The organism is Streptomyces sp. NPDC013317 (assembly GCF_055563155.1).
Window position 1 is genome coordinate 173,826 of sequence record NZ_JBVHDX010000012.1, and the last position, 15,968, is coordinate 189,793.

A 15,968-nucleotide genomic window follows, 5' to 3' on the forward strand; every position below is an offset into this window, starting at 1 on the left:
GCTCGGCATCGAGGCGGTCCCTAGGGCCGATGGGTCAGGTAACCCGCCTGTCAGCCAGTCGTTCTGTCCAGTGTGGGGCGGGGTGATCTTTCTGATGACGAGTGGGCTCGACTCGAACCGAGTCTGCCCAAGAACGTTGGGCGGGGCGGACGTTGGCAGTGTGCCGTGGCGAGACTTCCGACCCGCTTCGGGAAGTGGAAGACGGTCTATGACCGCCATCGCAGATGGTCGGCGGATGGCACGTGGGAGCGTGTCCTGAGGACGGTCCAGGCCGACGCCCTCGTCGATGTCGAGACACGCCGGCCGGTAGACTTCCTGCCGGACCGGGAGGTGGACACCTCACTGCCTGGCTGTCCGAACGGCCCGAAATCGAGATCGTCTGCCGGGACCGCGCCCTGTTCTACGCCGAGGGCGCCACCTGCACGCCGGTGATCGGCTACAGCTACATCCACTCCGCCGTCGACGACCACTCCCGCCCGTCCTACTGCGAAGTCCTATCCGACGAACGCCAGCACACCGCCATCGCCTTCTGGCAAGGGGCGAACGCGTTCTTCGCCGATCACGGCAAAACCGTCGAACGCAACGGCGCCTGCTACAAGCCGTTTGAGGTTTAGGGCCGCAGGTAGGCCCATCCGTCGAGCAGGGTGCGGTTGAAGCGCTCGACCTTGCCATTGGTCTGGGGCCGGTAGGGCCGGATCTTCTTGGGGGCGATGCCGCCGTCGGCCAGGCTCTGGGTGAAGAGCTTGGACAACCACCACCGCTGCCGCACTGGGCGGACACCCGCCGACCAGCCGTGCCAACAACGCTGCAGGTCAATACACCTAGGCCGCTGCGCGAGCCAGGCGGTCAGATCGATGCCTTCCGATCCGGGGAGTAGACCGATCGGGCGGCAGGTTTCGACATGAGGAGCCTGTTCTCAGCCTGAACCTGGCCGCCGCAGAGCCTGTCAGTGGGGGCCGTTACTTCGCCCTCATGACGACGCATTCCAATCCGCTGTCGATGCTGGCGGCCGATCCCACTTGCACAGCACTGGGGCTCACCTGCCGCAAGGCTCACTGGTAACCGAAACGCTCTTTGTCCCTTGGAATGAGCCACTGCTTTGGGTGGCGGACGACATCGCAGCGCCCGGTACATGGAGCCCAGGGCCGGTCGGCATGGGATGCCGCGGGACTGCAGCCTGTGCTCCTCCAGTCCCGCGTTGAAGCGCGGAATGAAGAGTGGTGGAAGGACGAGCTGAATCCAGGCATGAGGGCCGATCTTGGCGACCACGACGCGGAGGAACTTCTCAAGGGGTTCGGGGAATTGGCGGTGTCAGAAAGCAAGGAGAACGAAGAAAGCGAGGGCAAGACCGTGGCCCCGTTCACCGATCGCTGGCCTGGTCTTGCACCGCCAGGGAGGCATGCGACAGATCCGGACACGACTGCTGCGGACGTTGCCGAAAGTCTGATCTCGCACGAGCTCATGAGCCCTCGGCGAGCGTTGGTCCCAGGACCGCTTCGGCGCCCAGGTGATCGCCCTGGCCTACACGCGACTGGACCTGTCCGTGAATGCGCCGCCGCAGACGATGGGCGAAGCCGTCTCGGTTGCTGCGGAGCACTTCGCGTTCTGCCCCGACAACATCTGGGAGATATACGAAACCATCCGCATCTACGCGGGGAAGCCCTGTTGGGGCAGCACTCACTGGACGTTCTGGTGTGACTGAGGGAGTGACCGGCGCTGGGGGTGCGGCGCCTTTCGCGCCGCGGAGGCGGGAGCCGAGTCACTGGGTGAGTCAGAGGTGGTCGTCGGCCAGTTGACGAGCCGGTCGTCATCCCAGCTCAGCCTGGCGGCTCCCACGGCCACCACCGACCATCACCAGCCCACAGGCTCATCAATCTGCCTAGTGTGCTGAAATATGAACCATTTCCCCATTAAACAGTGTGATTAACACCATAAACAGTCGCCTTGCGCTCGCTGCCAGCGTTAGCGTCCACACGAGCGCACCGCCCGGGGGTGCGACGAACAGCCTTGAGGGCCGTGGTGTCGCGGCGTCGCGGTAAACCGGAGATCGGAGAGACATTGATGCTCGACGATGAACGCAGTACCAGGGCCAATACGCCCATTCGCTCCCGCCACGGTGACCGGCGTACATACGTTCTTGATACCAGCGTGCTCCTGGCGGACCCGCCGGCCATGACCCGCTTTGAGGAGCACGAGGTCGTCCTGCCCGTGGTCGTGGTCACCGAACTGGAAGCCAAAAGACACCACCCCGAACTGGGCTACTTTGCTCGCCAGGCGCTCCGCCTCCTAGACGACTACCGCATCCGGCACGGCCGCCTCGACGAGCCGATCCCAGTCGGCAAGTTTGGCGGCACGATCCGGGTCGAACTCAATCACTCCGACCTGTCAGTCCTGCCAGCCGGCTATCGCACCAGTGCTGGCGAAGCCGATGCGCGCGTGCTCGCCGTTGCCCGCAATCTCCAGGCTGAGGGACACGACGTCACTGTCGTGTCCAAAGACTTGCCGCTGCGAATCAAGGCCAGCTCGATCGGTCTGCATGCTGAGGAGTACCGCGCCGAACTGGCCGTCCACACCGGATGGACCGGAATCGCCGAACTTCACATCTCCGCCGCCCAGGTCGATGCACTCTTCGCTGCCGGTCACGGCGCTGTCGACATGGATGAAGCAGCCGAGCTGCCCGTTCACACCGGTCTGGTGCTGCAGTCCGAACGTGGTAGTGCCCTGGGCCGGGTCGGCCACGACGGACGGGTGCATCTGGTCCGCAGCGATCGCGAGGTGTTCGGTCTTCGGGGCCGCTCCGCCGAGCAGCGGATCGCCCTCGACATGCTCCTTGACCCCGAAATCGGCATCGTCTCGATGGGTGGGCGGGCTGGCACGGGCAAGTCGGCACTGGCATTGTGCGCAGGCCTGGAGGCCGTCCTGGAACGCCGCCAGCACCGCAAGATCATGATATTCCGTCCCCTCTACGCAGTCGGCGGACAGGAGCTCGGCTACTTGCCGGGCAGCGAAGCCGAGAAGATGGGGCCCTGGGCACAAGCCGTCTTCGACACCCTCTCCGCGGTCACCACCCCGGAGGTGATCGAGGAAGTCATCTCCCGAGGAATGCTGGAAGTCCTGCCGCTCACTCACATCCGCGGCCGCTCCCTTCACGATGCGTTCGTCATCGTCGACGAGGCACAGTCCCTGGAACGCAACGTCCTCCTTACCGTCCTCTCCCGAATCGGCCGTGGCTCTCGAGTCGTCCTCACCCACGATGTCGCACAACGTGACAACCTCTGCGTCGGCCGCTACGACGGCGTCGTGGCGGTCGTGGAAAAGCTCAAGGGCCATCCCCTCTTCGCCCACATCACTCTGACTCGTTCAGAACGCTCCCGGATAGCAGCTCTTGTCACAGAGCTGCTTGAGACCTGAACCGGCCCGACGAGCCCATGTAGGCCTCGACGCACAAGCAGGAGCGCACGGCGGTCCGGCCGGCGCTGCTCTTCGGCTTCGAGCCACCCCTCCCGCGGTCTCCGTGGAGTCGGGGCTCTCCATGTCGACACCGAGGACGGCAAACGAAGGCAGCTCTACACGCGGCGGGTTCCACCGGAGCAGTACAAGGACCTGCGGATCGGGCTCACCGCGCACCTTGTTCCAGCGCGCCTTTGTGGACAAAGGCATACGAGATTTGCGTCCCGGTGGTCGACGGCTGGATGTTCCCCGCAGCCGTGCACGCTGCTGAAGGAGGTGAGCGGCGGGACTGGCGCCGGGACTCGGCCACCCTGTACACGCCGACGACGCTGCAGAGCTGCCGGACGACACCGGCAGAACGCTCTGTTCGACACCCTCACCGAAGAACCCCGCGCTGCGGGGCGGCGGAGGCGCTCCTGGCGCTCGGCGTCGATCCGCTGCCGCTCCGCCTCCTTGACCAGGTAGGCGTCCTCGGCGGCGGCGTACTGCGGCGCCGTCCACACCTGCGCCAGCTGACGCTGCGGATAAAACAGGTGGCGGCGCGGGGTGCGCGGGACGACCTTGCCGGTGAACACCCAGCGCAGGAAGTCGGAGATCGGCACCTCCGGCACGGCGGCCCAGCCGCCCTGGGCGAACTTCACCAGGCCCTCGGCGACGAGCACCCCGTTGTCCGTCGTGGCCAGCCGCAGGGACGGCACCGTGCCCAGCCAGGGAGGGCGGGGCCGGTCGCTGAACCAGCACGAGGTGACGCCGTCCTCGCGCATCCGCGTCGTGCGGGTGGTGATATCCGCCGAGGTGATCGGGGAGAGCTCGACCTCCAGCGCCATGCGCCACGTCCCGGCCGGGTCGGTGGCCAGCACGTCACGTCCGCGCGCCAGGAGCCGTCCGGCGCGCGGACCTCCAGCTCGGCGTGGGCGCCCGCGTCCCGCGTGGCACTGGCCAGCTCCAGCTTCAGGAGGTGGTGGGCCTCGGACTCGCCCTGGCGGGCGATCTCGCAGTCCGGGGCGTGCGGGGCGTAGGCGAAGAACTTGAGCCCGCTGTAGGAGGTCTTCGCGTGCATCGGGTGCCGGCACTTCGCGCACGCAAGCGGCGCGGGCGGCCGGACCTTTCACACCGCTTCCCACGCCTGCCCGCACCCGAGATCGGGCAGGTGCGCGAAGACGGTTCCCCACTCGGCGTGCACGGCCCGGAACGCCATCGGCCCCCCCTCTGAACGACCATCAGCTCAGAGTGTTGCGGCGGCCACTGACAGTCGACACCGCCGAAATCGGACCCGCGGCCGGAAGTCGATCACGCTCCCTCTCGGGCGAGGTGTAGGCCACGGCCGTACGCCGCGTCACTGTCAGAAACGACCCTTTCCCGGAGCAAGATCGGAAACGGTCGGCGGGAGCGGTCCGGATCGCGGATTCATTGTCAGAACTCGTTCTCACTCAAAAGTGGAACGGGCATGTTCTGGGAATGGTTTGTGACACGATCCGGGGTCATGACGGCCCCTCACGCCGCACACGCGAGCGACGCGGACGACGTCGAGCGCCACCCCTGCCCGCGCTGTCACGCCCAGCCAGGCTCACCCTGCCGCTCGCGTTCCGGAGCGGTCGCCGGCACCTACCACACCGGCCGCTTCACGAAGGTACCCCGGCTCGCCAAGCTCCTGCGCGTCCCCACCCCGGCCGACCGCGGGCCCGGGCAGCCGTGGCGCCCCGGCACCCCCGTGCCCGCTCCGGTCGAGGCGGACACCCCGAGCGCGGACATCCGCGTCGGCTACGCCCGGTGCTCCACCCTGGGGCAGGAACTCGACTCCCAGCTCGACGCACTGAGCAAGCACGGCATCCCAAGGGACAAGATCATCGCCGAGAAGATCAGCACCCGGGTGCGGGTCCGCCCCAAGTTCGAGGCCGCGCTCGCCGCCGCGCGGGAGATCAAGGCCCATGCCCCGCACTGCGGGTGATCTTCACCGTGTACGAGATGAAGCGGCTCGGACGGGACGCCGCCGAGCTGACCGCGCTGGCCGACCACCTCGCCGCGCACGGCCTGGTCCTGGAGATGCTCGCCGGTCCGCTGGCCGGGATCTACGACCCCACCGGCCACGGACGGCTGCTGTTCGCGTTCTTCGCCGCGATGGCGGAGACCGAGCGGGAGAACATCCGCGAGTCCACCCTCGAAGGACTCGACACCGCGGCCCGCAAGGGCAAGCACGGCGGCCGTCCCCCGGTCATCACCGACGACATGCTCCACACCGTCCTGCGGCGCCCCGCGAACGGCGAGAGCGTCGAGCAGATCCAGCCCGACCTGATCATCCCCACCGGCCGCCGCAAAGGCCACAGCCCCAGCCTGTCCAGCATCTACCGGGCGCTCGCCGAGCACGAGAAGCGCCTGGCGTACCCGGAGGCCGTCGAGCAGGCTCACGCCGACTTCGCAGCCCTCCAGAGCGCCGGGAGCATTCCGGGCCAGATGGCGGGGAGCATGAGCGCATGATGTATGGCATTCACCGAGCGAAAGGTGCCCCCGCGCTGGGGGCCACCCTTCCCGGACAGGACGGACCCTTCGGCCGCCGGCCCGCGCCGGGCGAGGACGACGACACCGGCGTACACGCCGAGGAGCCGACCGCCACGGTGCCCGCGCCTGCGGACGGGAGCGGGCGGTGACGCTGTGGCGGCAGGTCCTGGCCGCCCTCAACGACGACACCCTCGACGACACCGAGCGCGAGGAGATCCTGGCCCGCGGCGCCGCCCAGCTCGCCGTCCGCCGCGCACCCGAGGGCCAGCGCCCCACCCGGGACGACGTGATGGCGGCGGCGTTCAGCGAGTTCGCGCTCCTCCTCGACGCCGACCAGGCCCGCGCCGCCCTCCGGGAAGTCAGCCGCGGCCGTGGGTGACCCGGACGGCCCAGACGGCGTTGAACCCGGCGTGACCACGACGATGCGGCTCACGCCCGTCATCGGCGTGCAGCGAGACGGCAGCGAAACGGTTCCCCGCCCCGAGCTGGAGCCGATCTTCACCGCGCTCGCCGCGCGGTGGGCCAGCGACGGGCGGGCCGTGCCCGGCCGGCCGGACGAGGAATGGACGACCCTCGCCCGCCGCTACCCCTGGCCCGGCCACTGACCGCGCGGTGCGGGCACGGCCCCCACCGTCGCCCGCACCGCACCCCCAAGGAACCGCAGGCGCCCCCCGGCGCTCCCGGGCTGCCGGAGCGGCACCTGGTGGGGCTCCCGGTCCGGCAGCCCGGCCAGGGGCGCACACGACGGCGCCCGGCAGCACGAAGCCCCGGTCCCGAGGGAGACCAGGGCTGACGCGGCCCCGACGCCAGAGCGCGGAATCGGGGGCCGCGGACTGCCCCGGCCCGACGTGGGGGTCCAGACCAGTGCACGCGTCACCGACCTCAACGCCCCTCGCCCCCGAAGGACACGCCCACGCCGGCGCACAGCGCTCGTCATCGGGCTGCGAGCATGGTTCCCATGGAGCCGCTGCCGATCCCCTGCCCTGCCGACCTGGTCCCGGACGCGACCGGCGCGGACGCCTTCACCGCCGCCTACCGGCAGGCCAAGCAGCAGCAAACGGTATTCGTCGCCGTCGAGCGCCAAGGCCCGCGCTGGACGGCGAAGGCCGACACGCTCACCGCCGGGCCGGACCACGCCGTCGACGACGCGGTGTACGACGCCATCCGCGGCGCGGTCATCCGCCTGATCCGCTCCCGCGAGATCCGCCCCGACTCCTCCGCCGGGCCGGTCTACTTCGTGCTGCACGACATCGACAGCGAACAGCGGGCCCGTGAACTGGCAGCCGCGCTGCACGCCGCCCTGTACGGAAACCTCGAAACCCTCACCCACGCGGTCAAGGGCCGCTGACCGGCTGAGGAGGCGGTGTTCAGGCCGGTGTGACGTTCTCGGCCTGCGGCCCCTTCTGCCCCTGCGTGACGTCAAAGCGGACCTTCTGAGCCTCGCTGAGCTCGCGGTACCCGGTGGCGACGATGGCGGAGTAGTGGACGAACACGTCGGGCCCGCCGCCGTCCTGCTCGATGAAGCCGAAGCCCTTTTCCGCGTTGAACCACTTCACCGTGCCGGTGGCCATATCGAATCTCCTCATCCATGGGCGGCGCAGCACCGTGCTGCCACGGCCGCAGGTCTGATCATCGCGGGCCGCCCGGGCGAGGAGAGGGAGAAACGCCAGCTCGGGACCATGATCAATCTCACCGATAACCGCTGTACCGATGTTCCCCAAGGCCGGTAGAACCGCACGGCGGTGGAGCCCGGCGCCCAGCGGCCGGCCTCCTCGAGCTCCTGGGCGGTGGCGTCGTTCGCTGCCAGGTCGGTGGCGGCACCGGCCCGTAGGCCATGGGAGGTGATCGGGCGCCCGTCGCCCACCAGCCCCGCCTTCGCGAACCAGTGCTTCACCCGTTCGTTGACGACGTGCGGCCGGAGCCGCAGGCCTCGCTCGGTGGCGGTCTTGGCGGCCGGGGCTCCGGTCGGTGTCAATGGCGGGCATGGCCTGCTTCAAGCCGGGCCAGCGGTCCCGACTCATCAATGCGATCCGCGAGTATCGGGGCCGTAAGGACGAGCCGAAGGGCTTCGGCTCGCGGGATTCCGCGACCTGGTCGTCCGCGCCGCGCGCAAGCAACGCCGTGATCAGTTCCGCGCCACCCCGCCACCGATCGGGTGACTGTTGGTTGGGCCCCATCTGGGAGCCCGCCCCCTCCCGAGCCCCTTCGAGAAGCCCGGCCCTCTGACCGGTGCAAACAACATTCACGCAGGTGAGACCCGGTAGCCGCACCCTACTTCGGGAGGACGAACAGAGGTCGTGGGTCTCAACCCGGCCCCGTGACAGCTGAAACAACAGGTCAGGGGGACTGACTCACGCAACCGGCGTCGCTGATCCACGCTGCGATCGGGCAGTTTTTCTGCCGACGTGACCAGGCTGAATCGTGCGGGGGTCGACTGCCTCTCCGGGTGCGCCTGCCCGGTATAGGCCGTCGGGCTCGGCGTCGCGGTCGTGCGGCAGCAGGTAGAAGACACGGCGCTTCTGGAGGCCGCTGTCGGGGTCGGCCTCGGCTGTGTCACTGAGTTCAGCAAAGCCGATCATGCGTCCGTCGCGGTGGTAGCGGGGCTTTCCTCGGCGGCGTGGGGTCTTGTCCAGCGCCTGGCGCACGTAGTCGAGCTCCTTGGGGTCTTCCAGCCACACCACGTTGTCCTCGTGGGTGAGATCGCTTGCCGTCAGTAGCGAACTCATGGCTTGGGTCCCTCCTCGGTGACTTCGGCCGCCAACGGGCCCGGGTTCCTCCACGCCGCGGTCGGCGCCGATGGTGGTATGCGGCCGACCGTTTCGTGGCTCGGTGCTTTCGTGGCTCGGCTCATATTCATCGTCCATGGTATGTGTGTCGGTCGCCTTGTGGGAGCACGCGTCCTGGCGTCATCTCCATGCTTACCCGTCTGCCTCGCGTCGGGCTGGCTCTTCCTCGGCCACGAGGGCGAGGCCGGGATAGAACTTCTGCCCGTTTGAGCGCAGCATGTCGCTGGGTGAAGCGACGCCGGCCTCGGCCCTGATGCGGGTCGCGAAGGCGCGGGTGGTGGCAGGGCGTAGGCCCTCGCCGTCCTGGCACCACGCGCTGTAGGCGCGGTAGAGGGCGCCCTGCTCCACTTTGAGGTCGCGTGGTTCGTCGAGGTCGGTGATGGTGATGCAGCACTCGGAGAGGAAGCGGCCGATGTGGTCTTCAGTGGTGGCGTAGGCCTGGGTCGCGGTTCGGACCACGCTGGGGCCGCTGAGTGGCGGCTTGGCCGCGAGGTAGGCCTTGGCTCCCTGGATCATCCAGTGGAGGATGCCGGGGCCTTCCTCGTGGACGAGGATTTCTGCGAGGTTGTCGATCTTCCGGTGGTCCGGCACGACTCTCTCGAATGGGATGAGGCGGATGCGGCGCCAAAAGGCGTGCCCGCCGGTTCCGACCTCGGGCCGGTGGTTGCCGAGGAGCCAGAGTTTGTGGGTGGGCTCGAAGCTGAAGAAGTCCTGGCGCATGCGCCGGGCTTTGAGGCGGTCACCGCCGGTGAGGAGCTTGACGCGGGCTTCGTCGAACTTGTCGTGGGGCTTGAGCTCGCTGCAGACGAAGAGCCGGCGTCCATGGAGCTCTGTGAGCTCGGTGGAGTGCTCGTTGAACTTGCCGCGCTCCATGAGGAAGCCGGGAGGTGCGACGTCGGCGTAGTCGCCGAGGATCTTGATGACGACGTCGAGGAGGGCTGACTTGCCGTTGGCGCCGACACCGTAGAGGAAGGGGAGGACCTGCCCGCCGACATCTCCGGTGATCGAGTAGCCCAGGAGGAGATGCAGAAAGTTGATCATCTCCTTGCCCTTGTCGTCCTCGCCGAATGTCTGGATGAGGAAGGCTTGGAAGCGAGGCGTGGGCATCGACTCGGGTGCGAGGTAGGTGGCACGCGAGTGGAGGTCTCGGGTGGGGTCGGGCTTGCGGAGTTCGCCCGTGCGCAGGTCCACCACTCCGGCAGGGGTGCACAGGGCGTACTTGTCGCCGTCGAGAGTGTCCGGGTCGAGGGCGAGTTCGGGTGAGGCTTTCGCCTGGGTGAGCATCGCCTTGACGCCTGAGGTGGACATAGCTCGCCTGCGGTGCTGGGCGAGTTCCCTGTCGTTGAAGACACCGCGGGGATCGTGTGTGGGAAGTTCTTCCGCCATGTCGCCGGCGGCCCAGATCGCGGCCTTCTCGCCGCCCGTGCGCTTCCATCGGTATTCGTCCCAGACGTACCAGCCCAGTCCTTCGACGTGCCGGAACCTGTCGTGGTGAAGGTGGGCGAACAGCTTGGCGTTTCCTCGGTCGCTGAGGCTGTTCAGGAGTCCTGACTGAACAAAGTCCGAAGGATCGGAGTTCGTTGGGCCGGGGCTCTGATGCGTTGGGAGGCGCCGTGCGGTCTCGGGGGGTTCGGTGGCAAACGCGGCGAGCTGCTCGGCCGCCGCCTGGGCGTTGAACCCGGTGCTTCCGGCGCTGCTCATGTGCGTTCCTTGGGGTGGATGGGTCGGGCGCTGCCAGCACGCAGGCCGGTTTCGACGATCAGGGCGTTTCTGCGGGCCTGGTGCGGCCTTGCATGTGTCGCGGCCTGGAGGAGGAGGTCACGGCATTCGGCCTCGGCCAGGTGGCCGGCCTGCACGAGTCCCCCGGCGGTGAAGGCTGCGCGGTTGAGTTTCTCGGTGAAAGCCATGCCGGAGGGGCTCGCTTCGCATGCGCGGACTTCCTCCAGGAGCGAGGCGAGTACGCGGGGACCGTCTCCTGTGGGGCGGGGGTCTCGGGCCCGGAGTGAGGGCACCGTGGGGGTTGAGGGCAATGCGGTGCCGAGGCTGTGGCCGGTGCGTGTCAGCTCGGCGGTGAGCCACAGAGGAAGTGGCGCGGGCTGGCGGGCTCCGGGCAGGGCCCTGTAAGTGCCTGCTGCCGTTCGCGTTCCGGGGGCGACGATGTAGCCGTTGGTGGCCCTGATGTCGACCTGCCATGCGAGGGCTCTCTTGCTACTGGATCCGCTGGAGGACCTGAGGGGTGGTCCGTTTCGGGGAGCGCGGTACCAGATGTGCATGCCTCCTGAGGGGGTGCGTACTCGGAGGGTTGTTGTGTCTTCGCTGGGGTTGGGACGGCTGCGGTATGCCGCCAGAAGGGCAAGGGTGTCGAATCCGCTGTGCAGGCCGGTCAGGTCAACCTCAGGGGGGATGGGGATGCCGGGCAGAAGGCGCCCACGGTTGGGGAGGTTTGTGGTGTGGGCGTCTACATCTACGACGACCAGCCTTGCCGGGCCGCAGGAAACGCCGACGCCGAAGCCACGTTGTGATTGCCACCAATGCCTGATCGTGTCCAGGTCGGTGGTCGCGGCGTGGAAGCCGTGGCACCAGCCACCCTGTGAATGGCAGGGGCAGTCGTGCGGTGGGTGCTCAACCCGGGTGCAGGCGGGACAGTTGGCTGCCGGAGTCTTGGCCCCTGGGGTCAGGGGATGCACCGGGTAGCCGTGCCGCGCCAGCCACAGTGCGATGTCCAGTTGGGTCCGCCCGGTCGTTGCCTCTGACCGCTGGTCCTCGGGATGGACGGGCACTGGTTCTTCCTTGACGGTGTGTCGGGGTCGCTCGTGAGACCTTCCGGCCTTCGGGTCGGGTGGCCGTCTGGCCGCGAAGGGACTGAAGGGACTGAAGATTCACTATCCCGGAGGTTAGCGCAGAGAAGGGCGCGACTCACCCATGACATCGCGGTTCTTGCAGAGTTGAGTCCCTTCGGTCCCTCAGTCCAGCTATTTTGTGCCGTTTTTAGGCAAAGCTCACGGATAACGGATTCTGATCGATGGGCGTGTCACGGCGAGACCGCCGCTTTTCCGCGAGTCTGAGTCCCTGCCGGGCTAGGCCCTCTCCCCCCGGGTCCCCCCAGCCCCCTGAACTAAGGGGCTCAGCATTGCAAGCAAGCTGCTGGTCTCTGTCGCTTCAGTCACTGCACAAACCCGCTGGTCGGGGCTGGTGCTGGTCGATCCTAGGGACTGAAGGGACTCAAATCTGCAGTTATGAGCGACACAGAGCTATAGCCATGCATCACGCCCGCGCATACACACACGCACACGAAGGATGGAAGTAGCAAAGTTGAGTCCCTTCAGTCCCTTTCCTGGCAACAGATACCCCCTGACCTGCTCTTTCACCAGGGACTCAACGAACAGGGACTCAACAAGTGGCCCACTCCAGTCCTCTGCTCAGGAAACGTCGAGGTGCCGTGTGCTCCGGAGCTTTCAGCCCACTTTTCGGTCCCTGCCACTGAGCTCAGGACGACGCCGGTCCCCTGTGTCCCGACGTTGAGTCCCTGCCTACCGTTCTGGCTCTCGAGTACCTGAAGACGGCCCCGTCATTGAGCCCCTCTCGTTCGTCTCGAGAGGGGGCGGAGCTCAGACCCTGCAGTAATCAGAGACTGAAAAGTCAGGAGCAGGCAGCGTCCGCACGTCCAAGGAAGCCCTGACCTGCAGTTTCCCCAGCAACTGAAGTGATTCCGGTCACTGCTATTCAGTCACTGCCTCAGCGAGGAGCGCTAGCTTCTCAGTGACTGAAGCGACTGAGTCACAGACATGCTCCAGTGACTCTCACCGTTCAGCTTCGATGCTGCGGCTCAAGCAGCAGGTCGTCAATGGTGCCATGCCCGCCGGTTTGATTGGTCCAGCCTTCGAGGATGTGCTGCGGGACAGGCCGGCGCGATGCAGATCGTGGATGAGCAAGCAGGAGACGATGGCGTCGGACTCGGATCCCGACGGGCAAACGAGGACGAACCGGCTGATATCCATCGCCGTGCGGACGTCGTAGGCCGAGCGCGGACTGCCGAAGAAGGCCTGTAGGGCTGGTGGAGGTGTCGATCCGGTCGATGGCGTAGGTGACGGTCGGCACGGCGTCGTTGGCGAGTTTCGGAAACGTCTTCTCCCAGTAGTCGCGCACGCCGTGAGGGAGCTTCGGGAGCAGTTGCTCGGGACACTCCTCATCCGTCAGCCAGCTCCGCAGCTGGAACAGGTGCACTGGGCATCCGGCTTACCGGCCTGGACGGCCTGGTGGTTGAGCCGCGCCAGCGCCTGGGCGCTACGGGCGAGGATGGTTCGGGCGCGTGGGGCGTTGTCGCCCCAGCCCTGGGCCGCGGCGACGCCCTCGGTGACCGAGCGGACGACGTCCTTCACGGCCTTCAGGGGACGGCCCTCCATGGAAGCGGATTCCAGGACGCCACGAGCTGGTCCGGTTTGGAGTGGGCGAGGTTGATCTCCCAGACGCGTGAGGCGATGTGGGTGTGGGCCAGGTATGGCTTTGCCCGTACCCATCCCTCGCCGTGCGGGTCGAGAAACCAGGTGCCGTATCCGGAGTGGGCCATGGCGATGCACTGCACCAGGGCCGCCCTAGTCTTGCCGTGGCCGGACTTGCCCAGCTGCAGGCCGAAAGGAAGGTCCTTCACGCGGGCTGCGCCGATCCGCTCGCGTCCGTCGGAGTAGATGACGGCGCCGAGAGGTACCAGGCCGCGCTGGCCAGTGTAGACGGGCAGGTCAGACAGGGCCGGCGGCACCAGCCCGCTGGAACGCACCACGCTGGAGGCGCGGCACTTCACGGTCGGCGGCTTGAGAAAGCTGGCCAGCTCCGGAACGGTGAGCCACTGGCGCTTGCGGGGTACGAACTCGCCGGTGAGGAACCTTCGGTCGAAGTGAGCCCAGCGGGTGCGCGGTCGGCGGGGCTTGAGGTAGTTCTCCCCGGAGGTGGCGGCGAACGCGGCGAGCAGCTGGTTCATCCGGGGCCAGGGCAGCCTACGGGTGACCGGCTTCGGTCAGCAGCAGCTGCACCGTGAACACCGCCCCGGCCGCCCGTTCGAACTTGCCGACGCCGTCGCGCAACTCAGTCATGCGGGGCAGACGCTCGCCGCGATCGCCGACCGCCGCGCCGCCGGACCAGGCCGCGGTGACCGAGTTCCATACCCCTCCCCCGCCGATTCCGCCGGTCAGGCGCTCCGCACAAGTTTCCAGAATTTCCTTCCGCACGGGCCCTTCGCATCACCGCAAGGGTGAAACGGCGCTGATACGAGCGCTACAGCGAGTGGGCGGCGGTCACCTGGGCGACCCGCGAGGACGGTGGGGAGCGCGGCGGCGCACGTGTCGTGGTTGCCCCAGGACACGTACCGGGCCCGGTCGTGCTCGGCGAGCCGCAGGTAGTAGTCTAGCACGCCCAGATGGCTGACTGCCTCGGGCACCGCCAGGGCCACGAAACTCGACTCCTACACCGCGGCGGCAGGCGGCGGCCGCGGCCTTCCAAGCGGCCGGGTCGGCCAAGGCCTCTTCCTCGACGACGTGGTAGCGGTGCGCACGGCCATGTGCCTCTACTTCGGCCTGCCAGCGGTAGGTCTCCGGCCGAACCCCTACGCCCGCCGTGCGGACGCCCTCGGCCGGGAAGTCGGTGTAGTGCCGGTGGGCGTCCTTGTAGGTGTCGGTCGATGCGTACCGCGCCGCCAAGCCGCCTCAGGGCCGAGCAACCAGGTCCATCACGAGGGTCTTGCTGCTGCCTGCCTGCCCGGCAACGAACACCACCACCGGGTGCTGCCGGGGCACTGCGCCCTGCACGGCGGCCGGGAGAACAGGTGCCGCCGGGTGGTGCGGCGACACGCGCGGACGGGGATCTCACAGTTCTCCTCGGTTCGGGGTGTGCGTTTTCGGCTGCAGATCGACTGCCACCGGCGAGCTGCATTCTTGGAGAATTTATTTCAAGGTTCTGAATCACTTCGCGGCCGCACGAGCCCTTCGGAAGCCCTGATCGAAGCCATGCACGACTGGGGCCAAAACGAGCGGAGCCAGCACACAGCCGCCGAGGTCGGCGCACAGCCCACGGCCCGAGCCACCGCTTGGAACCCGTGAAAGCCACCGTCCGGGTGCCCCCAACCCGCCACGGCACGCCATAATCAGGGGTATGGCCTCTTCCTCCGCTGCTCCCGTGCCGTCGGCGTTCGACGTGCTGCGAGCGCGCTACAGCAAGCGGCTCCCTGCCCGGCTGGACGATCTGACCGGCCCTACCCAGGGCACCGTCGACCTGCCGCTGCACGTGGTCTGGTCGGGACGGCGCAGCTACCAGCTGGAGGGCATCCGCTCAAGGATGAGCCTGTACCGCACCGTGCTCGCCGAAGGCCAGCGCGAGGACCTGGAAGCCGTCCTCAACCGGGACCTGCTGATCAGCCAGTGGCCCGTCCTGCGCACCCTCGTCAGCCGCCCCCTGCGTGATGCCTGGGAAGCCGCCTTTCCCCAGCTCGCCGCCACCCGGGGCGCCTCCGCCGCGTGAACCTGAACGACCTGCACCGTCGGCTGCTGGCCGACGTCCTCGCCATCGGCACGCCCTACCCCCTGGTCATCACCGGCGGCTACGCCGTCCAGGCCCACGGCCTGGTCAACCGGCTGAGCCAGGACCTGGACGTGGCCACCGAGAACCCCGCGCCGATGACAGAGATCATCCGCACCGTCGGTGACGGCCTGGCCCAGCACGGCTGGGCGGTACGCCAGATCGAGGCCGACCCACTCTCCGGCCGGCTCCTCATCACAGACCCCGCCACGGGTGAGGAATGCGAAGTTGACATCCTCAAAGAAGCATTCTGGGCACCACCCACCGCCACCGAGTACGGACCCGTCCTCTCCCTCGATGATGTGATCGGCACCAAGGTCCGAGCCCTGGCCGACCGAGGGGCGGTCCGCGACCTGATCGACGTCCACGCCGCCTCCCTCCACCGCACCAACGTTGACCTCGAAGCCCTCGGCCGCCGCCATGCCCGGTTCGACTTCAGCCTCCACGACCTACGCGACCGCCTCGTCGGCGCCGAGTGGTGGGATGACCAGGACTACGCCGACTACAGCCTCACCCCCAACCAGATCACCGACCTGCGAGCCTGGGCCTTGGCCTGGGCCACCGACCTTGACGCGCGACTTCTGGGTGAGGAGGAGACCCCAGACGACGCGTAGCCCAGGATGGTGGGCCATTCCAGCTCGGCAATCCAATGCGGGCTCATCCCGCCCGACT

Annotated in this window: 19 protein-coding genes and 5 pseudogenes; 12 read left to right on the forward strand and 12 right to left on the reverse strand. The window is 67.8% G+C overall.

Features of this window, described 5'->3' with window-relative positions; translation table 11 throughout:
* Positions 1 to 72: 72 nt before the first annotated feature.
* Positions 73 to 300 (forward strand): annotated as a pseudogene (locus ACZ3IJ_RS28035) (transposase); the annotation flags it as partial.
* Positions 301 to 422: 122 nt separating this feature from the next.
* Positions 423 to 599: pseudogene (locus tag ACZ3IJ_RS28040) on the forward strand (IS481 family transposase); the annotation flags it as partial.
* Positions 600 to 616: 17 nt separating this feature from the next.
* On the opposite strand, the pseudogene ACZ3IJ_RS28045 reads toward ACZ3IJ_RS28040, so the two are convergent.
* Positions 617 to 712: pseudogene (locus tag ACZ3IJ_RS28045) on the reverse strand (integrase core domain-containing protein); the annotation flags it as partial.
* 795 nt (positions 713 to 1,507) lie between these two features.
* Between ACZ3IJ_RS28045 and ACZ3IJ_RS28050 the strand changes: the two are divergent.
* Together ACZ3IJ_RS28050 and ACZ3IJ_RS28055 are read left to right on the forward strand one after the other, a co-directional pair.
* Positions 1,508 to 1,702, forward strand: a complete 195-nt coding sequence (locus tag ACZ3IJ_RS28050; protein WP_467472529.1) for a DUF4253 domain-containing protein — start codon at positions 1,508 to 1,510, stop codon at positions 1,700 to 1,702.
* Between the two features lie 359 nt (positions 1,703 to 2,061).
* On the forward strand, positions 2,062 to 3,411 hold the full coding sequence (locus ACZ3IJ_RS28055; protein WP_467472530.1) for a PhoH family protein: 1,350 nt from the start codon (positions 2,062 to 2,064) through the stop codon (positions 3,409 to 3,411).
* 155 nt (positions 3,412 to 3,566) lie between these two features.
* Here the strand turns inward: ACZ3IJ_RS28055 and ACZ3IJ_RS28060 are convergent, their stop codons facing one another.
* Positions 3,567 to 4,310: a hypothetical protein gene (locus ACZ3IJ_RS28060; RefSeq protein WP_467472532.1), complete on the reverse strand. Its 744-nt coding sequence runs from the start codon at positions 4,308 to 4,310 to the stop codon at positions 3,567 to 3,569.
* 623 nt (positions 4,311 to 4,933) lie between these two features.
* On the opposite strand from ACZ3IJ_RS28060, the gene ACZ3IJ_RS28065 reads away from it, so the two are divergent.
* The 5 genes from ACZ3IJ_RS28065 (at position 4,934) to ACZ3IJ_RS28085 (ending at position 7,294) form a co-directional block, all read left to right on the forward strand.
* Complete coding sequence (locus ACZ3IJ_RS28065) at positions 4,934 to 5,398, forward strand: zinc finger domain-containing protein (RefSeq protein ID WP_467472533.1); 465 nt, start codon at positions 4,934 to 4,936, stop codon at positions 5,396 to 5,398.
* Positions 5,399 to 5,415: 17 nt separating this feature from the next.
* A complete protein-coding gene (locus ACZ3IJ_RS28070) occupies positions 5,416 to 5,925 on the forward strand; it encodes a recombinase family protein (protein WP_467472535.1) in 510 nt (169 codons plus the stop codon).
* Between the two features lie 166 nt (positions 5,926 to 6,091).
* Positions 6,092 to 6,325 carry a hypothetical protein gene (locus ACZ3IJ_RS28075; protein ID WP_467472537.1) on the forward strand — a complete coding sequence of 78 codons (234 nt, stop codon included), beginning with the start codon at positions 6,092 to 6,094 and terminating at the stop codon, positions 6,323 to 6,325.
* A gap of 31 nt (positions 6,326 to 6,356) precedes the next feature.
* Complete coding sequence (locus ACZ3IJ_RS28080; RefSeq protein ID WP_467472539.1) at positions 6,357 to 6,551, forward strand: hypothetical protein; 195 nt, start codon at positions 6,357 to 6,359, stop codon at positions 6,549 to 6,551.
* A 353-nt stretch (positions 6,552 to 6,904) separates the two neighbouring features.
* On the forward strand, positions 6,905 to 7,294 hold the full coding sequence (locus ACZ3IJ_RS28085) for a hypothetical protein (protein WP_467472541.1): 390 nt from the start codon (positions 6,905 to 6,907) through the stop codon (positions 7,292 to 7,294).
* Between the two features lie 19 nt (positions 7,295 to 7,313).
* On the opposite strand, the gene ACZ3IJ_RS28090 is transcribed toward ACZ3IJ_RS28085, so the two are convergent.
* Complete coding sequence (locus tag ACZ3IJ_RS28090; RefSeq protein WP_467472543.1) at positions 7,314 to 7,517, reverse strand: cold-shock protein; 204 nt, start codon at positions 7,515 to 7,517, stop codon at positions 7,314 to 7,316.
* A 380-nt stretch (positions 7,518 to 7,897) separates the two neighbouring features.
* Here ACZ3IJ_RS28090 and ACZ3IJ_RS28095 point away from each other — a divergent pair.
* A pseudogene (locus ACZ3IJ_RS28095) lies at positions 7,898 to 8,051 on the forward strand (IS630 family transposase); the annotation flags it as partial.
* 246 nt (positions 8,052 to 8,297) lie between these two features.
* On the opposite strand, the gene ACZ3IJ_RS28100 reads toward ACZ3IJ_RS28095, so the two are convergent.
* The 9 genes and pseudogenes from ACZ3IJ_RS28100 to ACZ3IJ_RS28140 all read right to left on the reverse strand — a co-directional run bounded on the left by ACZ3IJ_RS28100 (position 8,298) and on the right by ACZ3IJ_RS28140 (position 14,422).
* Complete coding sequence (locus tag ACZ3IJ_RS28100) at positions 8,298 to 8,672, reverse strand: DUF6009 family protein (protein WP_467472544.1); 375 nt, start codon at positions 8,670 to 8,672, stop codon at positions 8,298 to 8,300.
* Between the two features lie 192 nt (positions 8,673 to 8,864).
* Positions 8,865 to 10,433 carry a DNA primase family protein gene (locus tag ACZ3IJ_RS28105; protein ID WP_467472546.1) on the reverse strand — a complete coding sequence of 523 codons (1,569 nt, stop codon included), beginning with the start codon at positions 10,431 to 10,433 and terminating at the stop codon, positions 8,865 to 8,867.
* On the reverse strand, positions 10,430 to 10,639 hold the full coding sequence (locus tag ACZ3IJ_RS28110; protein WP_467472664.1) for a hypothetical protein: 210 nt from the start codon (positions 10,637 to 10,639) through the stop codon (positions 10,430 to 10,432). Before ACZ3IJ_RS28110 ends, ACZ3IJ_RS28105 begins: the two co-directional genes overlap by 4 nt.
* A 228-nt stretch (positions 10,640 to 10,867) precedes the next feature.
* A pseudogene (locus tag ACZ3IJ_RS28115) lies at positions 10,868 to 11,512 on the reverse strand (bifunctional DNA primase/polymerase); the annotation flags it as partial.
* A gap of 1,027 nt (positions 11,513 to 12,539) precedes the next feature.
* Complete coding sequence (locus tag ACZ3IJ_RS28120; RefSeq protein WP_467472548.1) at positions 12,540 to 12,956, reverse strand: hypothetical protein; 417 nt, start codon at positions 12,954 to 12,956, stop codon at positions 12,540 to 12,542.
* A complete protein-coding gene (locus tag ACZ3IJ_RS28125; protein WP_467472550.1) occupies positions 12,926 to 13,135 on the reverse strand; it encodes a hypothetical protein in 210 nt (69 codons plus the stop codon). Before ACZ3IJ_RS28125 ends, ACZ3IJ_RS28120 begins: the two co-directional genes overlap by 31 nt.
* Positions 13,117 to 13,707, reverse strand: a complete 591-nt coding sequence (locus tag ACZ3IJ_RS28130) for a hypothetical protein (RefSeq protein WP_467472551.1) — start codon at positions 13,705 to 13,707, stop codon at positions 13,117 to 13,119. Before ACZ3IJ_RS28130 ends, ACZ3IJ_RS28125 begins: the two co-directional genes overlap by 19 nt.
* A gap of 16 nt (positions 13,708 to 13,723) precedes the next feature.
* Positions 13,724 to 13,954, reverse strand: a complete 231-nt coding sequence (locus tag ACZ3IJ_RS28135) for a hypothetical protein (RefSeq protein ID WP_467472553.1) — start codon at positions 13,952 to 13,954, stop codon at positions 13,724 to 13,726.
* A 66-nt stretch (positions 13,955 to 14,020) separates the two neighbouring features.
* Positions 14,021 to 14,422, reverse strand: a complete 402-nt coding sequence (locus ACZ3IJ_RS28140; RefSeq protein ID WP_467472554.1) for a zeta toxin family protein — start codon at positions 14,420 to 14,422, stop codon at positions 14,021 to 14,023.
* Between the two features lie 451 nt (positions 14,423 to 14,873).
* Between ACZ3IJ_RS28140 and ACZ3IJ_RS28145 the strand changes: the two genes are divergently transcribed.
* Together ACZ3IJ_RS28145 and ACZ3IJ_RS28150 are read left to right on the forward strand one after the other, a co-directional pair.
* Positions 14,874 to 15,239, forward strand: coding sequence for a hypothetical protein (locus tag ACZ3IJ_RS28145; RefSeq protein ID WP_467472556.1), 366 nt, complete (start codon positions 14,874 to 14,876; stop codon positions 15,237 to 15,239).
* Positions 15,236 to 15,910 (forward strand): nucleotidyl transferase AbiEii/AbiGii toxin family protein, encoded by a 675-nt coding sequence (locus tag ACZ3IJ_RS28150; protein ID WP_467472557.1) that lies wholly within the window; start codon positions 15,236 to 15,238, stop codon positions 15,908 to 15,910. The genes ACZ3IJ_RS28145 and ACZ3IJ_RS28150 overlap by 4 nt, the downstream gene beginning before the upstream one ends.
* Positions 15,911 to 15,968: the final 58 nt, after the last annotated feature.